The 17,262-nt window shown below is 61.6% G+C and carries 11 protein-coding genes; 1 reads left to right on the top strand and 10 read right to left on the bottom strand.

What is annotated here, in order from left to right:
* Position 1: 1 nt before the first annotated feature.
* The 10 genes from hemE to pilM all read right to left on the bottom strand — a co-directional run bounded on the left by hemE (position 2) and on the right by pilM (position 14,443).
* On the bottom strand, positions 2-1,069 hold the full coding sequence (gene hemE, locus MHH62_RS26665; protein ID WP_038448562.1) for a uroporphyrinogen decarboxylase: 1,068 nt from the start codon (positions 1,067-1,069) through the stop codon (positions 2-4).
* A 223-nt stretch (positions 1,070-1,292) separates the two neighbouring features.
* Positions 1,293-2,711 (bottom strand): FAD-dependent oxidoreductase, encoded by a 1,419-nt coding sequence (locus MHH62_RS26660; RefSeq protein WP_003187920.1) that lies wholly within the window; start codon positions 2,709-2,711, stop codon positions 1,293-1,295.
* Between the two features lie 32 nt (positions 2,712-2,743).
* On the bottom strand, positions 2,744-7,189 hold the full coding sequence (gene gltB / locus MHH62_RS26655) for a glutamate synthase large subunit (RefSeq protein ID WP_339232155.1): 4,446 nt from the start codon (positions 7,187-7,189) through the stop codon (positions 2,744-2,746).
* A gap of 352 nt (positions 7,190-7,541) precedes the next feature.
* Entirely contained in the window at positions 7,542-9,116 is a 1,575-nt protein-coding gene (locus MHH62_RS26650; protein WP_122301042.1) for an AAA family ATPase, read from the bottom strand.
* A gap of 9 nt (positions 9,117-9,125) precedes the next feature.
* Positions 9,126-10,226 (bottom strand): 3-dehydroquinate synthase, encoded by a 1,101-nt coding sequence (gene aroB / locus MHH62_RS26645; protein WP_014716582.1) that lies wholly within the window; start codon positions 10,224-10,226, stop codon positions 9,126-9,128.
* Positions 10,227-10,352: 126 nt separating this feature from the next.
* Complete coding sequence (gene aroK / locus MHH62_RS26640) at positions 10,353-10,871, bottom strand: shikimate kinase AroK (protein WP_003187914.1); 519 nt, start codon at positions 10,869-10,871, stop codon at positions 10,353-10,355.
* A gap of 4 nt (positions 10,872-10,875) precedes the next feature.
* The gene (locus MHH62_RS26635; protein WP_020302368.1) at positions 10,876-12,201 is read right to left on the bottom strand and encodes a type IV pilus secretin PilQ family protein; all 1,326 of its coding nucleotides are present in this window, start codon (positions 12,199-12,201) and stop codon (positions 10,876-10,878) included.
* Between the two features lie 69 nt (positions 12,202-12,270).
* Positions 12,271-13,242 carry a pilus assembly protein PilP gene (locus MHH62_RS26630; RefSeq protein ID WP_032904090.1) on the bottom strand — a complete coding sequence of 324 codons (972 nt, stop codon included), beginning with the start codon at positions 13,240-13,242 and terminating at the stop codon, positions 12,271-12,273.
* Complete coding sequence (locus MHH62_RS26625) at positions 13,239-13,790, bottom strand: PilN domain-containing protein (RefSeq protein WP_014716579.1); 552 nt, start codon at positions 13,788-13,790, stop codon at positions 13,239-13,241. The genes MHH62_RS26630 and MHH62_RS26625 overlap by 4 nt, the downstream gene beginning before the upstream one ends.
* Positions 13,787-14,443 carry a type IV pilus assembly protein PilM gene (gene pilM / locus MHH62_RS26620; RefSeq protein ID WP_032873526.1) on the bottom strand — a complete coding sequence of 219 codons (657 nt, stop codon included), beginning with the start codon at positions 14,441-14,443 and terminating at the stop codon, positions 13,787-13,789. Before pilM ends, MHH62_RS26625 begins: the two co-directional genes overlap by 4 nt.
* 230 nt (positions 14,444-14,673) lie before the next feature.
* Between pilM and MHH62_RS26615 the strand changes: the two genes are divergently transcribed.
* Complete coding sequence (locus tag MHH62_RS26615) at positions 14,674-17,139, top strand: penicillin-binding protein 1A (RefSeq protein ID WP_032904092.1); 2,466 nt, start codon at positions 14,674-14,676, stop codon at positions 17,137-17,139.
* Positions 17,140-17,262 lie beyond the last annotated feature (123 nt).

Genomic DNA, 17,262 nt, shown 5'->3' with positions numbered 1-17,262 from the left:
TTTACTCGTGGTACTGCGCCGACAGTTCGTGCACTGCGCGCAAGAACGCACCCGCATGCTCCGGGTTCACTTCCGGGGTGATGCCATGGCCGAGGTTGAACACATGGCCGGTGCCTTTGCCGTAGCTGGCCAGGATGCGACCTACTTCGGTACGGATCGCTTCTGGCTTGGCGTACAGCACGGTCGGGTCCATGTTGCCTTGCAGGGCCACCTGGTTGCCGACGCGACGGCGCGCTTCGCCGAGGTCACAGGTCCAGTCCAGGCCCAGTGCATCGGCGCCCGCGTCGGCGATGCTTTCCAGCCACAGGCCGCCGCCCTTGGTGAACATGATCACCGGCACTTTACGGCCTTCGTGTTCGCGGATCAGGCCGCTGACGATCTTGCGCATGTAGGCCAGGGAGAACTCCTGGTACGCCGCCGCCGACAGGTTGCCGCCCCAGGTGTCGAAAATCTGCACCGCTTGGGCGCCCGCCATGATCTGGCCGTTGAGGTAGGACGTGACCGACTGCGCCAACTTGTCCAGCAACAGGTGCATGGCTTGCGGGTTGTCGTAGAGCATGGCCTTGGTCTTGCGGAAGTCTTTCGACGAGCCGCCTTCGACCATGTAGGTGGCCAGGGTCCATGGGCTGCCGGAGAAGCCGATCAGCGGCACGCGGCCGTTGAGCTCGCGGCGGATGGTGCTGACAGCGTCCATCACGTAGCCCAGGTCTTTGTGTGGATCAGGGATCGGCAGGGCTTCGATATCGGCCAGGGTGCTGACGACTTTCTTGAAGCGCGGGCCTTCGCCGGTTTCAAAGTACAGGCCTTGGCCCATGGCGTCGGGGATGGTGAGGATATCGGAGAAGAGGATGGCCGCGTCCAGTTGTGGGTAGCGGTCCAGCGGCTGCATCGTGACTTCGCAGGCGAACGCAGGATTCATGCACAGGCTCATGAAATCGCCCGCATTGGCGCGACTGGCGCGGTATTCCGGCAGGTAGCGACCGGCTTGACGCATCATCCACACCGGGGTGACGTCTACGGGTTGCTTGAGCAGGGCACGAAGGAAACGGTCGTTCTTGAGGGCAGTCATGTCGGCATCCGCAAAAAAAGTGCGGGCATTTTCTCAGAGCGCGACGCAAAAGGCACGGAATGCACCGTGCCTTTTGTCTATCGGGTCAATTTGTCGCGGCAATGCCGCCGCAGGATCGTTCCCACGCTCCGCGTGGTAACGCCTCCTGTGACGCTCCGCGTCATGCTGTTCGGGACGCGGAGCGTCCCTGGCGGCATTCCCACGCGGAGCGTGGGAATGATCATCAGACTTGGAGGTAGTCCAGGATGCCTTCGGCGGCGTTACGGCCTTCGAAGATCGCGGTGACCACCAGGTCCGACCCGCGCACCATGTCGCCACCGGCGAAGATCTTCGGGTTGCTGGTCTGGTGCTTGTACTGGCCTTGCTCCGGGGCGACGACGCGGCCCTGGCTGTCGGTCTGGATCTCGAACTGCTCGAACCACGGTGCCGGGCTTGGGCGGAAACCGAAGGCGATGACCACGGCGTCAGCCGGGATGATTTCTTCGGAACCCGGGATCGGCTCGGGGCTGCGACGGCCACGGGCATCCGGCTCGCCGAGACGGGTCTCGACCACCTTCACACCTTCGACGCGGTCTTCACCGACGATGGCGATCGGCTGGCGGTTGTAGAGGAATTTCACGCCTTCTTCCTTGGCGTTCTTCACCTCTTTGCGCGAGCCGGGCATGTTGGCTTCGTCACGGCGATACGCGCAGGTCACCGACTTGGCGCCCTGGCGGATCGAGGTGCGGTTGCAGTCCATCGCGGTGTCGCCACCGCCCAGCACCACGACCTTCTTGCCCTTCATATCGACGAAATCTTCCGGCGACTTTTCAAAGCCCAGGTTGCGGTTGACGTTGGCGATCAGGAAGTCGAGCGCGTCATACACGCCTGGCAAGTCCTCACCGGCAAAGCCGCCCTTCATGTAGGTGTAGGTGCCCATGCCCATGAACACCGCATCGTATTCGGCGAGCAGTTGCTCCATGGTGATGTCTTTGCCGATTTCGGTATTGAGACGGAACTCGATACCCATGCCGGTGAACACTTCACGACGGTGGCTCAGTACGGTTTTTTCCAGCTTGAACTCGGGAATGCCGAAGGTCAGCAAGCCACCGATTTCCGGGTTCTTGTCGAACACCACCGGGGTCACGCCGCCACGCACCAGCACGTCGGCACACCCCAGGCCAGCAGGGCCTGCGCCGATGATCGCGACGCGCTTGCCGGTCGGCTTGACCTTGGACATGTCCGGGCGCCAGCCCATGGCGAACGCGGTGTCGGTGATGTACTTCTCCACCGAACCGATGGTCACCGCGCCGAAGCCGTCGTTGAGGGTGCAGGCCCCTTCACACAGCCGGTCTTGCGGACACACCCGGCCGCAGACTTCCGGCAGGGTATTGGTCTGGTGAGACAGCTCGGCGGCGGCGAGGATGTTGCCCTCGGCCACCAGCTTGAGCCAGTTGGGAATGAAGTTGTGCACCGGGCACTTCCATTCGCAATACGGGTTACCGCAACCCAGGCAGCGATGGGCCTGGTCGGCCGAGTGCTGGGGTTTGAAGGGTTCGTAGATTTCCACGAACTCTTTCTTGCGTTGACGCAACAGTTTCTTCTTCGGATCTTTGCGCCCGACATCGATGAACTGGAAGTCGTTATTCAGACGTTCAGCCATGTTAAAACCTCATCAAACTGTTCAGGCGCATATCACTGCGGGTTGGCACGGATGCTGGAAAGCAACGATTTCAGGTTGGCAGCCTTGGGCTTGACCAGCCAGAAACGACGCAGGTAATCATCGAGGTTTTCGGCGAGGTTACGACCCCATTCGCTGCCGGTCTCTTCGACATACTCGTCCAGCACGTGCTGCAAGTGGTTCCGGTAGGACTCCATGGCTTCGCCGCTGATGCGCTGGATCTCGACCAACTCGTGGTTGACCTTGTCGACGAAGGTGTTGTCCTGGTCGAGCACGTAGGCGAAACCGCCGGTCATGCCCGAACCGAAGTTGTAACCGGTCTTGCCCAGTACCGCGACAAAGCCTCCGGTCATGTACTCGCAGCAGTGATCGCCAGTACCTTCCACCACGGTGTGGGCACCGGAGTTACGCACGGCGAAACGCTCACCGGCGGTACCTGCGGCAAACAGCTTGCCACCGGTGGCGCCGTACAAGCAGGTGTTGCCGATGATGGCGCTGTCCTGGGTCTTGTACACGCTGCCAGCCGGCGGGACGATGACCAGCTTGCCGCCGGTCATGCCCTTGCCCACGTAGTCGTTGGCGTCGCCTTCCAGGTACATGTTCAGGCCGCCGGCGTTCCACACGCCGAAGCTTTGGCCCGCAGTGCCCTTGAAGCGGAAGGTGATCGGCGCTTTCGCCATGCCCTGGTTGCCGTGCTTGCGCGCGATTTCACCGGAAATGCGAGCACCGATGGAACGGTCGCAGTTGCAGATATCCAGCGCGAATTCGCCACCGCTGGCGTCGTTGATCGAGGAGCCGGCCATTTCGACCATTTTCTCGGCCAGCAAGCCTTTGTCGAACGGTGGGTTGCGGTCCACCTGGCAGAATTGTGGCTTGTCTGCCGGGATGTGATCGCTGCCCAACAGCGGGGTGAGGTCCAGATGTTGTTGCTTGGCGGTCTGGCCTTCGAGGATATCCAACAGGTCGGTGCGACCGATCAGCTCTTCCAGCGAACGTACGCCCAGCTTGGCCAGCCACTCACGGGTTTCTTCGGCGACGTAGGTGAAGAAATTCACCACCATGTCGACGGTGCCGATGTAGTGATCCTTGCGCAGTTTTTCGTTCTGAGTCGCTACGCCGGTAGCGCAGTTGTTCAGGTGGCAGATGCGCAGGTATTTGCAGCCCAGGGCGATCATTGGCGCGGTGCCGAAGCCGAAGCTTTCGGCGCCGAGGATCGCGGCCTTGATCACGTCGAGGCCGGTTTTCAGGCCGCCGTCGGTCTGTACTCGCACCTTCCCGCGCAGATCGTTGCCGCGCAGGGTCTGGTGGGTTTCGGCCAGGCCGAGTTCCCACGGTGCACCGGCGTACTTGATCGAGGTCAGCGGCGACGCGCCAGTGCCGCCGTCGTAGCCGGAGATGGTGATCAGGTCGGCATAGGCCTTGGCCACGCCAGCGGCAATGGTGCCGACGCCGGCTTCTGCCACCAGTTTCACCGAGACCAGGGCCTGAGGGTTGACTTGTTTGAGGTCGAAGATCAGCTGCGACAAGTCTTCAATCGAGTAGATGTCATGGTGCGGCGGTGGCGAAATCAGGGTCACGCCCGGTACGGCGTAACGCAGCTTGGCGATCAGGCCGTTGACTTTGCCGCCTGGCAGTTGCCCACCCTCACCCGGCTTGGCGCCCTGGGCAACCTTGATCTGCAGCACCTCGGCATTGACCAGGTACTCCGGGGTCACACCGAAACGGCCGGTGGCCACCTGCTTGATTTTCGAGCTTTTGAGCGTGCCGTAGCGCGCCGGGTCTTCACCACCTTCGCCGGAGTTGGAACGCGCACCCAGGCGGTTCATGGCTTCGGCCAGGGCTTCGTGAGCTTCCGGCGACAAGGCGCCCAGGGAAATACCGGCGGAGTCGAAGCGCTTGAGGATCGATTCCAGCGGCTCGACTTGGCTGATGTCCATCGGCGTGTCCAGGGTTTTCACCTTGAACAAGTCGCGGATCATCGACACCGGGCGGTTATCCACCAGGCTCGTGTATTCCTTGAACTTGGCGTAGTCACCCTGCTGTACAGCGGCTTGCAGAGTGTTGACCACGTCGGGGTTGTAGGCATGGTATTCGCCACCGTGCACGAACTTGAGCAGGCCACCTTGCTGGATCGGCTTGCGCGCGCTCCAGGCCTCCAAGGCCAGGGCTTTTTGCTCGGCTTCGATGTCGACGAAACGCGCACCCTTGATGCGGCTCGGTACGCCACGGAAGCTCAGCTCGCAGACTTCTTCGGACAGGCCGATGGCTTCGAACAACTGAGCGCCACGGTACGAGGTGACCGTAGAGATGCCCATCTTCGACAGGATCTTCAGCAGGCCCTTGGTGATGCCCTTGCGGTAGTTCTTGAACACTTCATAGAGGTCGCCCAGCACTTCACCGGTACGGATCAGGTCACCCAGCACTTCGTACGCGAGGAACGGGTACACCGCCGAGGCGCCGAAACCGATCAGCACCGCAAAGTGGTGCGGGTCGCGGGCGGTGGCGGTTTCCACGAGGATATTGGAGTCGCAGCGCAGGCCTTTTTCGGTCAGGCGATGGTGCACCGCGCCGGTCGCCAGGGACGCGTGGATCGGCAACTTGCCCGGCGCGATGTGGCGGTCGGTCAGTACGATCTGGGTACGGCCGGCGCGCACGGCTTCTTCAGCCTGGTCAGCAACGTTACGTACAGCCGCTTCAAGGCCGAGGCTCTCGTCGTAGTTCAGGTCGATGATCTGGCGGTCGAAGCCTGGACGCTCCAGGGTCATCAGCGAGCGCCATTTGGCCGGAGAAATGACCGGCGAGCTGAGGATCACGCGGGACGCATGCTCAGGCGATTCCTGGAAGATGTTGCGCTCGGCACCGAGGCACACTTCCAGGGACATCACAATGGCTTCGCGCAGCGGGTCGATCGGTGGGTTGGTCACCTGGGCGAACTGCTGGCGGAAATAGTCGTACGGCGTGCGCACGCGCTGGGACAGCACGGCCATTGGCGTGTCGTCACCCATGGAGCCTACGGCTTCGTAGCCTTGCTCACCGAGTGGGCGCAGCACCTGGTCGCGCTCTTCGAACGTGACCTGATACATCTTCATGTACTGCTTGAGCTGGTCGATGTCGTAGAAAGCCGAACCGTGGTCGTTGTCTTCCATGGTCGCCTGGATGCGCAGGGCGTTCTTGCGCAGCCATTGCTTGTACGGGTGACGCGACTTCAAACGGTTGTCGATGGCGTCGGTGTCGAGGATCTGCCCGGTCTCGGTGTCCACGGCCAGGATCTGGCCAGGGCCCACACGGCCTTTGGCGATCACGTCTTCAGGCTTGTAGTCCCACACGCCGATTTCCGAGGCGAGGGTGATGAAACCGTTGGTGGTGGTCACCCAACGCGCCGGGCGCAGGCCGTTACGGTCGAGCAGGCACACCGCATAGCGGCCGTCGGTCATGACCACGCCGGCCGGGCCGTCCCACGGTTCCATGTGCATCGAGTTGTACTCGTAGAACGCACGCAGGTCCGGGTCCATCGTCTCGACGTTCTGCCACGCTGGCGGAATGATCATGCGCACGCCACGGAACAGGTCGATGCCGCCGGTGACCATCAGTTCGAGCATGTTGTCCATGCTGGAGGAGTCGGAACCCACGCGATTGACCAGCGGGCCGAGCTCTTCGAGGTCCATCAAATCGTTGGCGAACTTGGTGCGACGGGCCTGGGCCCAGTTGCGGTTGCCAGTGATGGTATTGATCTCGCCGTTGTGGGCGAGGAAGCGGAATGGCTGGGCCAGCGGCCACTTCGGCAGGGTATTGGTGGAGAAGCGCTGGTGGAACACGCAGATTGCGGTTTGCAGGCGCTCATCGCTCAGGTCTGGATAGAAGGCGGTGAGGTCCGCCGGCATCATCAGGCCTTTATAAATGATGGTCTTGTGGGAAAAGCTGCAGATGTAATGGTCGGTGTCGGCGGCGTTGAGCACCGACGAACGACGACGGGAGGTGAACAGCTTGATCGCCATGTCCTGGTCGCTCAGGCCATCGCCGGCGATGAACACTTGTTCGATCTGCGGCAGGCGCTCCAGGGCCAGACGGCCGAGTACGCTGGTGTCGATGGGCACTTTGCGCCAGCCGACGATCTTCAGGCCGGCGGCAACGATCTCGCGGTTCATGTTCTCGCGAGCGGCCTCGGCTTTTACCGGGTCCTGGTTGAAAAACACCATGCCCACGGCGTACTGCTTGGGCAGTTCGACCGCAAATTGCTCTTTGGCGACAGCACGCAGGAACTGGTCGGGCTTTTGAATCAGCAAGCCACAGCCGTCACCGGTCTTGCCGTCGGCGTTGATCCCACCGCGGTGGGTCATGCAGGTCAGGGCCTCGATGGCCGTTTGCAAAAGGGTATGACTGGGTTCGCCCTGCATGTGGGCTATCAGGCCGAAACCGCAGTTATCCTTGAATTCATCGGGTTGGTACAGACCTGCTTTCATAGACACTTTCTCACCAGGCTGCCTCTTATATCGAGGCAAATTTCTTTTCAATTCAACCGGTTACCTTCCACGCCGAACGTACGCCGGCTTAGCGGGGGCAAAAGGGAGGTCATTGTACACACCGACACAGACGCTCACAAATTTAGCGACGAAATGTCGCAAATCTATGTCGCATTTATGAAAGGTTTAAAGCGATATGCTGTGCTAGTCAAAACTTTTTTAATTCTGACCGCTACGACTCAAAAGCCACTGTGACGCAGACACCACAAAGCGCGCGGTCTCGGAAGACTGCACGCACTTGCGGATTTTTTTGAGGTGCCGGGAGGGCGGCCTGGGTAAGGCCGCCGGATCTTCAGCGAGTTGCTGCCAGTTCTTGTTGAACGCTGGCAACAGTGCGAGGCCAAGGTTTACCAGCCTGAACCTTCGCTGGCAAGGCTTTGATAGCAGAATCGGCTGCGGCGCGGCTTGGGAAGCTGCCGTAGGTGATCACGTAGAGAGGCTTGCCGTTGAGCACTTTCTTGAAATAACGGTACTGGCCGCCCTGCTCTTTGACGAACGCCTGGGCGTTAGCTTCGGAGCTGGTGCCGAGGATCTGCACCACGAAATTGCCGGTAGGCTGGCTGCTGTACCAGCTGCTGCCGGCGGCACCGGCCTTGGCCACGGTGGCGGCTGGTTTTTCAGCAGGCTTGGCGGCTGGCGCTGGAGCCGGCGCTGGTTTTGCTACCGGTGCCGGCTTGGCGGTGGCAACGGTCGGCGCAGGCGTTGGCTTGGCCACTGGCGCTACCGGTGTGACTGGCGCTACCGGAGTGGCTGGCGTGCCAGCCGGTACGCCCGCAGGTGGCGCGGTGGTGGTCACAGTCGGCGGCGTGGCGCTGGAGCCTTCCACCGGCACACCGTCGTCGCCTTCGGAGATGCCACCGGCTTCTTCGGCCAGCGGGCCGCGCATCACCGGTTGGCCGACCATCGGCAGGTTGGTCGGTTGGCCGGAGTTGGCAAATTCGACGTTTGGCGTGGGCTTGCCCAATGGCAACTGCGCCTGTTCGGTTGGCGCGCCGGTGGTTGTCGGTGCTTTGTTGCGGCCCGGGATCAACCAGGCGGCGGCAACAGCGACCACGACAACGGCGGAAATAGCCAATACGTGCTTCTTAGGCATAGTGAACCCCATCTTTGGACGCTTGACCGCAGAGCGGCTGGCAATCATGGCTTCGATCATCGCATCGCGGGCAACCTGGTTGATGTTTCCAGGCCAGCCATCGGAGCTTTCGTGAATATCAGAGATCTGCGCAGCGGTGAAAAGTTCGATACCCGCCCCGGCGCCTTCAAGGCGTTGTGCCAGGTATTCGCGGGTTTCTTCCTCTTCGTACGGCTGCAACTCGATGACGTGGAACAGCTCCTGCTCACCACTGATCTGCTCCAGATCGGCGATCAGCGACGACTCACCGAACAGGAACACATGCGGGCGACCTTCCGGCGTGCCCGCCGCGAGCGCCAGCAGCGCTTCGAGGGCGGATTCGTCGAGCTGCTCGGCGTCATCTACCAGCAGGTAGACTTCCTGGCCGGTCAGGCCCAACTGCACCACTTGCTTGAGAATCGCGTTCGGCTCGGCATTGGAGACGTCCAACGCCTGCGCTACCTGGCGCAATACGCCGGCCGCATCACCGGCACCGCGGGCCGATACCACCACGCTCTGCACCGATTGCTTGTTGGTGCTGGCCACCAGCGCCTGGCGCAGCAAGGTCTTGCCGCTGCCCAGAGGGCCGGTGACCACCAGCAGCAACTGGCTGTAGCGCGCGAGGTGATGCAACTGCCCCAGTACCGGCTTGCGCTGGGCGGGGAAGAATTTGAAACCCGGCACCCGTGGAGCAAAGGGGTCGTGGCTCAAGTGGTAATGGCCGAGGAACGCCTCGTCGGCATGCAAACTAGTCATCGGGTCTTATTAACCTTTGAGCTGGGCCAGGGCGCGGTAATCCGCTCCCAGCGTGGCCTGTAGAATCTCTTTTGGATAATCGTCGGTCACCACGGCTTCGCCGATGTGGCGCAGCAGTACCAGTCGAAGTCGACCGTCGATCACTTTCTTGTCTATCGCCATATGTTCAAGGAAATCCGCCTCGGTCATATCCGTGGGCGGAATAACCGGCAAACCGGCGCGCTGGAACAGGCGGATACCGCGATCACGCTCTTGGGCGCTGATCCAGCCCAGGCGCTGCGACATGTCCAATGCCATCACCGTGCCAGCCGCTACGGCTTCCCCATGCAACCACACACCATAGCCCATGTGCGTTTCGATCGCATGGCCGAAGGTGTGGCCCAGGTTCAGTGTGGCCCGCACACCGGACTCGCGCTCGTCGGCATTGACTACCAGCGCCTTGGCCGCGCATGAGCGGGAAATCGCCTCGGTAAGCGCCACCTGGTCGAGGCCGCGCAAGGCGTCCATGTGCTCTTCCAGCCAGGTCAGAAACGGCTCATCGCAGATCAGCCCGTACTTGATGACTTCCGCCAGGCCGGCCGACAGCTCACGCGGTGGCAGGGTGTTGAGGGTAGCAGTGTCGATCAGCACAGCTTGGGGCTGATAGAACGCGCCGACCATGTTCTTGCCCAGCGGGTGGTTGATACCGGTCTTGCCGCCCACCGACGAATCGACCTGGGACAGCAAGGTGGTCGGCACCTGGATAAAATCCACGCCGCGCTGGTAGCAGGCCGCGGCAAAACCGGCCATGTCGCCAATCACACCGCCGCCCAGGGCGACCACAGTGGTTCGACGGTCATGGCGTGCGGTCAGCAGGCCATCAAAGATCAGTTGCAGGGTTTCCCAGTTTTTGTGGGCCTCGCCGTCAGGCAACACCACGGAGATCACCGAGTACGCCGCCAGGCTGCGGCTCAAACGCTCAAGATACAGCGGCGCGACCGTTTCGTTGGAGATGATCGCCACCTGTCGGCCGGCAATATGCGGCGCAAGCAGTTCGGGCTGGTCCAACAGACCTGCGCCAATGTGGATCGGGTAGCTGCGCTCGCCTAGATCGACCTTAAGTGTCTGCATGTGTCCCCGCGTTGAAGATGTATTGACGACCGGCACTGTCGATATCTCGACACCGCCTAGTGGCTCTACGCCATACCTTACAGGGTGATGGCGCGCCGCCGAGAATAGCGCATTTCGGGCCAGGCTTTAACGGGGTGGCAACCGTTGCAGGCGCTCGAGGATGTCGAGCACGACCATCCGAGGTGGCCGCTCATCGGTTTCCACCACCAGATCGGCGATTTCCCGGTACAGCGGATCGCGCAGCGCCAGCAGGTCACGCAGGGTTTTGGCCGGGTCGGCAGTGCGCAACAACGGGCGATTGCGATCACGGGCGGTACGGCCCACCTGCTGCTCGACCGACGCGTGCAAATACACCACTCGACCACCGGCATGCAGCGCCCGACGGTTTTCATCGCGCATGACAGCGCCACCGCCGGTCGCCAATACCACGCCATCGCAGCCGCACAGCTCAGCAATCATCGCCTGCTCGCGGTCACGAAAGCCCAGCTCGCCTTCTTTATCGAAGATCCATGGGATATTGGCACCCGTGCGCAATTCAATTTCCTTGTCGGAATCTTTGAACGGCAGGCGCAGCTCTTTGGCCAGCAAACGGCCGATGGTGCTTTTTCCAGCCCCCATCGGCCCTACAAGAATCAAATTTCGCACAGAATCAACGACTCACAGCAATCGCCTGGTTATTCATGATACGCGGAGTCAGGAATACCAGCAGCTCGGATTTTTTCTCCGCCAGCACATCGCGCCGGAAAAGGCGGCCAAGATACGGCACATCGCCCAAAAATGGCACTTTATCTACCACTTTGCTCTGGGTGTTGGAGAAAACCCCGCCAATGACGATGGTCTCGCCATCCCTGACCAGAACCTTGGCGTTGACCTCGTTTTTCTTGATCGGCGGCACGTCATTGAGGCGATTCAGGTAGTCAGGCTCATCCTTGGTGACCTTGACCGCCATGATCACATGGTCGTCGGGGGTGATTTGCGGCGTGACTTCAAGCGACAGCGAAGCCTCTTTGAACGACACCGAGGTGGCGCCCTGGGAGGTGGATTCCTGGTAAGGAATCTCGGTGCCCTTGAGGATGCGTGCAGTCTCTTTGTCGGAGGTGACGACCTTGGGCTGCGAGACGATCTCACCGTTGCCGGTTTTTTCCATGGCGGTCAGCTCAAGGTCCAGCAACAGGTTGTCGGTGATATAGGCGATCCCCAGGCCCGAGGTTCCGGCCAGCGCCCCCAAGTCGACAAAGGGTGAACTGGGTGGGTTTTGCGGCGGCTCGGCACCCTCCGCCGGCGGCTTGGCAATACCGCCAACGCCGCCGTTGCCGCGGGTGAGCCGCCCACCCCAGCGCACACCCAGGCTTTTGTCGTAGTCGACATTGGCCTCCACAATTCGCGCCTCGATCATGACCTGGCGTACCGGGATATCCAGCTGCGCCACGATGCGCCGCAGCTCTTGGAGCCGCTCGCCAGTCTGGTAGGCGATGATGTTGTTGGTGCGGTCATCCACTGCCACCGAACCGCGCTCATCGGTGGCGCCCTCAAAGCCGGTCACCGACTGAAACAGCTTGGCCAGGTCGGCGGCCTTGGCGTAATTGACCTGCAGCAGCTCCCGACGCAAGGGCGCCAGCTCGGCCATCTGCTTGCGCGACTCCAGCATCAACAGCTCTCGGGCAGCCAATTCATCGGCGGGCGCCACCAGCAGCACGCCCGCCTTGACTCGCTTGTCCAAGCCCTTGGTTTGCAGTACCAGGTCCAGAGCCTGGTCCCAGGGCACATCCTTGAGCCGCAGGGTGATCGAGCCCTGCACCTCATCGCTGGTCACCAGGTTGAGCCCGGCGACATCGGCGATTTGCTGCAATACCGCACGCAAGTCGATGTCTTGGAAATTCAGGGTCAGTTTGGCGCCTGTATAGCTGACCGGCGGGGCGCTGTCGGGCGGCGGCAGTTGGATAAGGTCGAGGCGATTGGGCACAGCAGCAGCCATCGGTGCCGTGAACGCTATCCATAGCGCCACACCGAAGGACGAGAAGGTCCTTTTCATTGTTTGATTCCGTTATGAGTTGACGTTCAGCACAAGGGTTCGCGGGCGTTCCAGCCAGGCACCCTGTCCATCGGGAAACAGCTCCACCAGCTCGACAGCAGCGTCTTGAATGGCCGTGACCTGGCCATGGTCCAGCCCCAGGTAATCACCCACCGCCAGCCGATACACCCTGGCCCCAGCCCGCAACAAGGCAAAGGCCTGCGCACCACGGGACAACGTGCCGACCATTTCGAACTGATCGAGGCGCATACCCTCCAACAGTCCCCGTGGCCGGGTGAAATCCGGGGCAAGGGCCGGCCGGCCCGGAACGTGGGGTGCCTGCAAAGCGGGCGGCGTGAACGGGTCGCGCAAGGACGAGGGCTCGTAGACAAATTGCGGCCCTGGGTCGAGCACCTGGCGGGCCTTGCCGTTTTGCAGGGTGCTGCGATAGGTCTTGGCGAGCATGTTCAGACGCAACAAGGCACCCTGATGCCCGAGCGCAACATCCTGCACGGTAACGACCCGCGGCAACCCACCCAAGGCACTGACAAACGTCGCCAGGTCGTGGTAAACCCCGGACGCGCTTATCTGCATGGGTTGTTCGATATAAAGCTGCCGAGGCGCTTCATCCAGCACGGTGATGCCTTCGACCCACACCCCATGGGCAGCCGCCAGCCGGGCGATGTCTTCCAGCACGGCAGGCAGCTCGGACTCGCCGGGCAATTGCCCTAGAAGGCTGGCAAGGTTGTCTTCCATGCTCCGGACTTGCCGGGTGCGCAGCTCAAGGCTCGCGGCCAGGTCGGACTTTTCTGTGAGTTGCTGCTGCAGCGCCTGCTCCCGCGCCTCAAGCCCGTGCAATCGCTCCCGCTGCGGCCCCCCATGCGAAACCTCGCCCAGCACCAGCACCAGGCCGGCCAGCGCACAGCCAAGCAGCACCTTGCCCGGCAGGGACCATTTAGCAGCGTTGTAAGAGAGCGTGGAAAAATCGAGCCTGGGCAGGCTCATGGTTGCGCCTCGCTGGATTCTCCCTGGCGCACCATCAGCTGAAATTCGCTTTCGCCGCGCGCACCTTCGGCCTGCACGCGCTGCAGACGGGTCGAACTGGAACCCTGGGTTGGCTTGAGCTGCTGCATCAAACGGGCGATATCCTGGTTGCTTTCAGCCGTGCCGCGAATGCTGATGGTGTCGCCGTTTGCGACCACCTCATGCAGATGGACACCTTCAGGCACCGCACGCGCCAATTGCTCGAACAATCGAGCCCCGGAAGAGCGGGCATCGTGCAGGTCCTGAACCACCTTCATGCGTTCGGCCAGTTGCTGGCTTCGCTCCTGAAGATCGTCGATCGTCTTGATGCGCGAGTCCTGGGTGGCGATGTGCTCTTCCAGGCGGCTGTTGCGGCTTACCTGCCGGTCTATCGCCTGGTCGATCACTTGATCAGCCAACCACAATGCCGCGAGCGCCATGCAGGCAAACGCCAGCAATAGCACCAACAGGTATTTGCGCCTGCGCTCCGCCAGGGCCTGGCGCCAAGGCAAAAGATTGATTCGTGTCATCCAGCGAAACTCCTCAGGGCCAGCCCGCAAGCCACTCCCATCCCTTGGGCATCCAAGGCCCATTGTGCACCATCGACTCTGTGACCCGGCGTGAAGCTGGCAAAATCCTGAAGGCAAGCGCGCTGCAATGCAAACCCTTCTACATCAACCACCCGCGGCACCAGCCCCGCCAGGGCCAAAACCGCCTCGCGCGCTTCGACCTGCTCGCGCAGGCACGCCGCCAGCATCACCTCCACCCACTGTGGGCCTTGAGCCGATGGCCCTTGAACCTGAAAGTCGATGGCCACTTCATCCAATGGATAAGGGATGAACTGGTCGGCTTCCATCTGGATCTTCCAGGCCATTTCCTCGTCGCTGAGGCCTGCGTCCATGTCAATCAGCCGGGTAATTACCGACGGGCCCGCAACCGCCACGGCGGCGTACCGGGCCGAGGTACCCAGGCGCGACAGCGCCTGTTGCAGCCCCCGGCCCACACCCTCAAGGTCCAGCAGGGTGCCGTCGACCACCGCGTGGGGCGCCAGCACTTGCGTGGCGTAGCCCTGGACGCTGAAACCGCCGGATGAACGGCCCAGTTCGATCAGCTTGATGCCACTGTCATTGATATCGACCCCCAACACCGTGTCGACTTTTCGCCTGAAAAATCCCTTTCCCATAAAACTCCCCAAAACTTTCCCTGTCATACCGGCTGTCATCTCGCCTGATTGCTGCCAGGCACCTTGCATTCGGTCGGCTTGTTCAAGGCTCGCGAATGACGCCCCAAGCCGAAAAATGCTTTAATGCCCAGCGTTTTTTCCCGCTTTTTATCTGCTGCCCGGGTCGATCCATCGTTTGCCATGCATGCCCCGACGCGTAACTCTTTCTTTTCTCTGGAAATCCAAAAGCCTTGATTCGTCTGCTGAAGTTTTTCGGGTACTCCATTGTCGCCATCGTCTGCGGGCTGCTGCTCGTATTCAGCGGGGCCTACCTCTACCTTAGTCCGGGTTTGCCCTCCGTAGAGGCCCTCAGAAGTATCCAGTTGCAGATTCCTTTGCGGGTCTACAGCAGCGATGACAAGTTAATCGCGGAGTTCGGCGAAATGCGCCGCACACCGATCCGTTTCGCCGACATTCCACCCAATTTCATCAGCGCATTGCTGTCCGCCGAAGACGATAATTTCGCCAACCACTACGGCGTAGACCCCAGCAGCCTGGTGCGTGCAGCCACACAACTGGTAAAAAGCGGACACATTCAATCGGGCGGCAGCACCATCACCATGCAGGTGGCGAAGAACTTCTTCCTCACCAGCGAGCGCAGCTTTTCCCGCAAGGCCACCGAAATCCTGTTGGCGCTGCAGATCGAACGCCAGCTGACCAAGGATGAAATCCTCGAGCTGTACGTCAACAAAATCTACTTGGGCAACCGCGCCTACGGCATCGAGGCCGCGTCCCAGGTCTATTACGGCAAGTCGATTCGTGACGCCAGCCTGGCGCAGATGGCCATGATTGCTGGCCTGCCCAAGGCACCTTCGCGCTTCAACCCGCTGGCCAACCCGGCGCGCAGCAAAGAACGCCGCGACTGGATCCTGGGCCGCATGTACAAGCTGGGCAAGATCGACCAGGCCGCTTATGAAAGCGCCGTGGCCGAGCCGCTGAATGCCAGCTATCACGTGCCGACGCCCGAAGTGAATGCACCCTATATCGCTGAAATGGCCCGCGCCGAGATGGTTGGCCGTTATGGCAGCGAGGCCTACACCGAAGGTTTCCGCGTCACCACGACGGTGCCGAGCAACTTGCAGGAAATCGCCAACCATTCGGTACATGAAGGCCTGATTACTTATGACCAGCGTCACGGCTACCGCGGTCCCGAGTCGCGCCTGCCGGGCAAGACCCTGAGTGCCTGGACCACCGAACTGAGCAAACAGCGTTCGATCAGCGGCCTGGACCCGGCCATCGTTACCCAGGTATCGAAAGACGGCATCCAAGTGCTGACCCGTTCTGGCGAAGCCCATGTAGCCTGGGACAGCATGAAGTGGGCGCGCCCGTTCCTGAACACCAACAGCATGGGCGCGATGCCCAAGCAGCCCTCCGACGTGGCCCAGGTGGGTGATCTGATCCGCGTGCAACGCCAGAAGGATGACAGCCTCAAATTCAGCCAGGTGCCGCTCGCCCAGGGCGCCCTGGTGTCCCTGGACCCGCAGAACGGTGCGATCCGTGCGCTGGTCGGCGGTTTTGCCTTTGAGCAGAGCAACTACAACCGCGCTACCCAGGCCAAGCGCCAGCCAGGCTCCAGCTTCAAGCCGTTCGTCTACAGTGCGGCACTGGACAACGGCTACACCGCCGCCAGCCTGGTCAACGACGCGCCAATCGTGTTTGTCGACGAATACCTGGACAAGGTCTGGCGCCCGAAAAATGACACCAACACGTTCCTCGGCCCGATCCGTATCCGCGAGGCGCTGTACAAGTCGCGCAACCTGGTGTCGATTCGCCTGTTGCAGGCGATGGGCGTAGGCAAGACCATCGACTACATGACGCGCTTTGGCTTCGCCAAGTCGGACCTGCCGCCGAACCTGTCCCTGGCCCTGGGTACCGCAACCCTCACGCCGATGGAAATCGCCACCGGCTGGAGCACCTTTGCCAACGGCGGCTACAAGATCGCGCCTTACCTGATCGACAAGATCGAAAGCCGCAATGGCGACACCCTGTTTATTGCCAATCCGCCACGGGTACCGGGTGATGTGGTCAATGGCGTGGCGGCAACCGACGGCCTTGCGGCACCGAGCAACGGCGGTATCACCATCGAGCCGACGCCAGGCACGCCGTCGGCCGCAAACGCCAGCGCACCGGCCGAACCGCAAGCGCCAGCGGTTGCCGAGCGCATCGTGGATGGCCGTACTACCTACATCCTCAACAGCATCCTGCAAGACGTGATCAAGAAGGGCACCGGCCGCCGCGCACTGGCCCTGGGCCGCGCGGATATCGCTGGCAAGACCGGTACCACCAACGAATCCAAGGACGCCTGGTTCTCCGGCTACAACGGCGACTACGTGACCACCGTGTGGACCGGCTATGACCAGCCTGAAAGCCTGGGCCGCCGCGAGTTTGGTGGCACCGTCGCCCTGCCGATCTGGATGAGCTACATGGGCGCAGCGCTCAAGGACAAGCCGCTGCATACCCAGCCAGAGCCGGAAGGCATCCTCAGCCTGCGCATAGACCCGATCAGTGGCCGCGCAGCTTCACCGAGCACGCCGAATGCGTACTTCGAGCTGTTCAAGAGCGAAGACACACCGCCGTCGGTCAACGAACTGGGCAACGGCGCAGTGCCGGGCAGCCCACTGCCGGCGGATGAAGGCGCGCCGATCGATTTGTTCTGACCTGATCACGCTGATCGGCCGATCGTTCCCACGCTCCGCGTGGGAATGCATCCTGTGACGCTCTGCGTCACGACCTCAAAAGCAGACGCGGAGCGTCCAGGTGGGCATTCCCACGCAGAGCGT

Source organism: Pseudomonas sp. FSL L8-0168 (genome assembly GCF_037976155.1).
GTDB classification, from domain to species: Bacteria; Pseudomonadota; Gammaproteobacteria; order Pseudomonadales; family Pseudomonadaceae; genus Aquipseudomonas; species Aquipseudomonas paracarnis.
The sequence above is the reverse complement of the archived record's forward strand: the minus strand, read 5'-3'. Positions and strand labels throughout refer to the sequence as shown.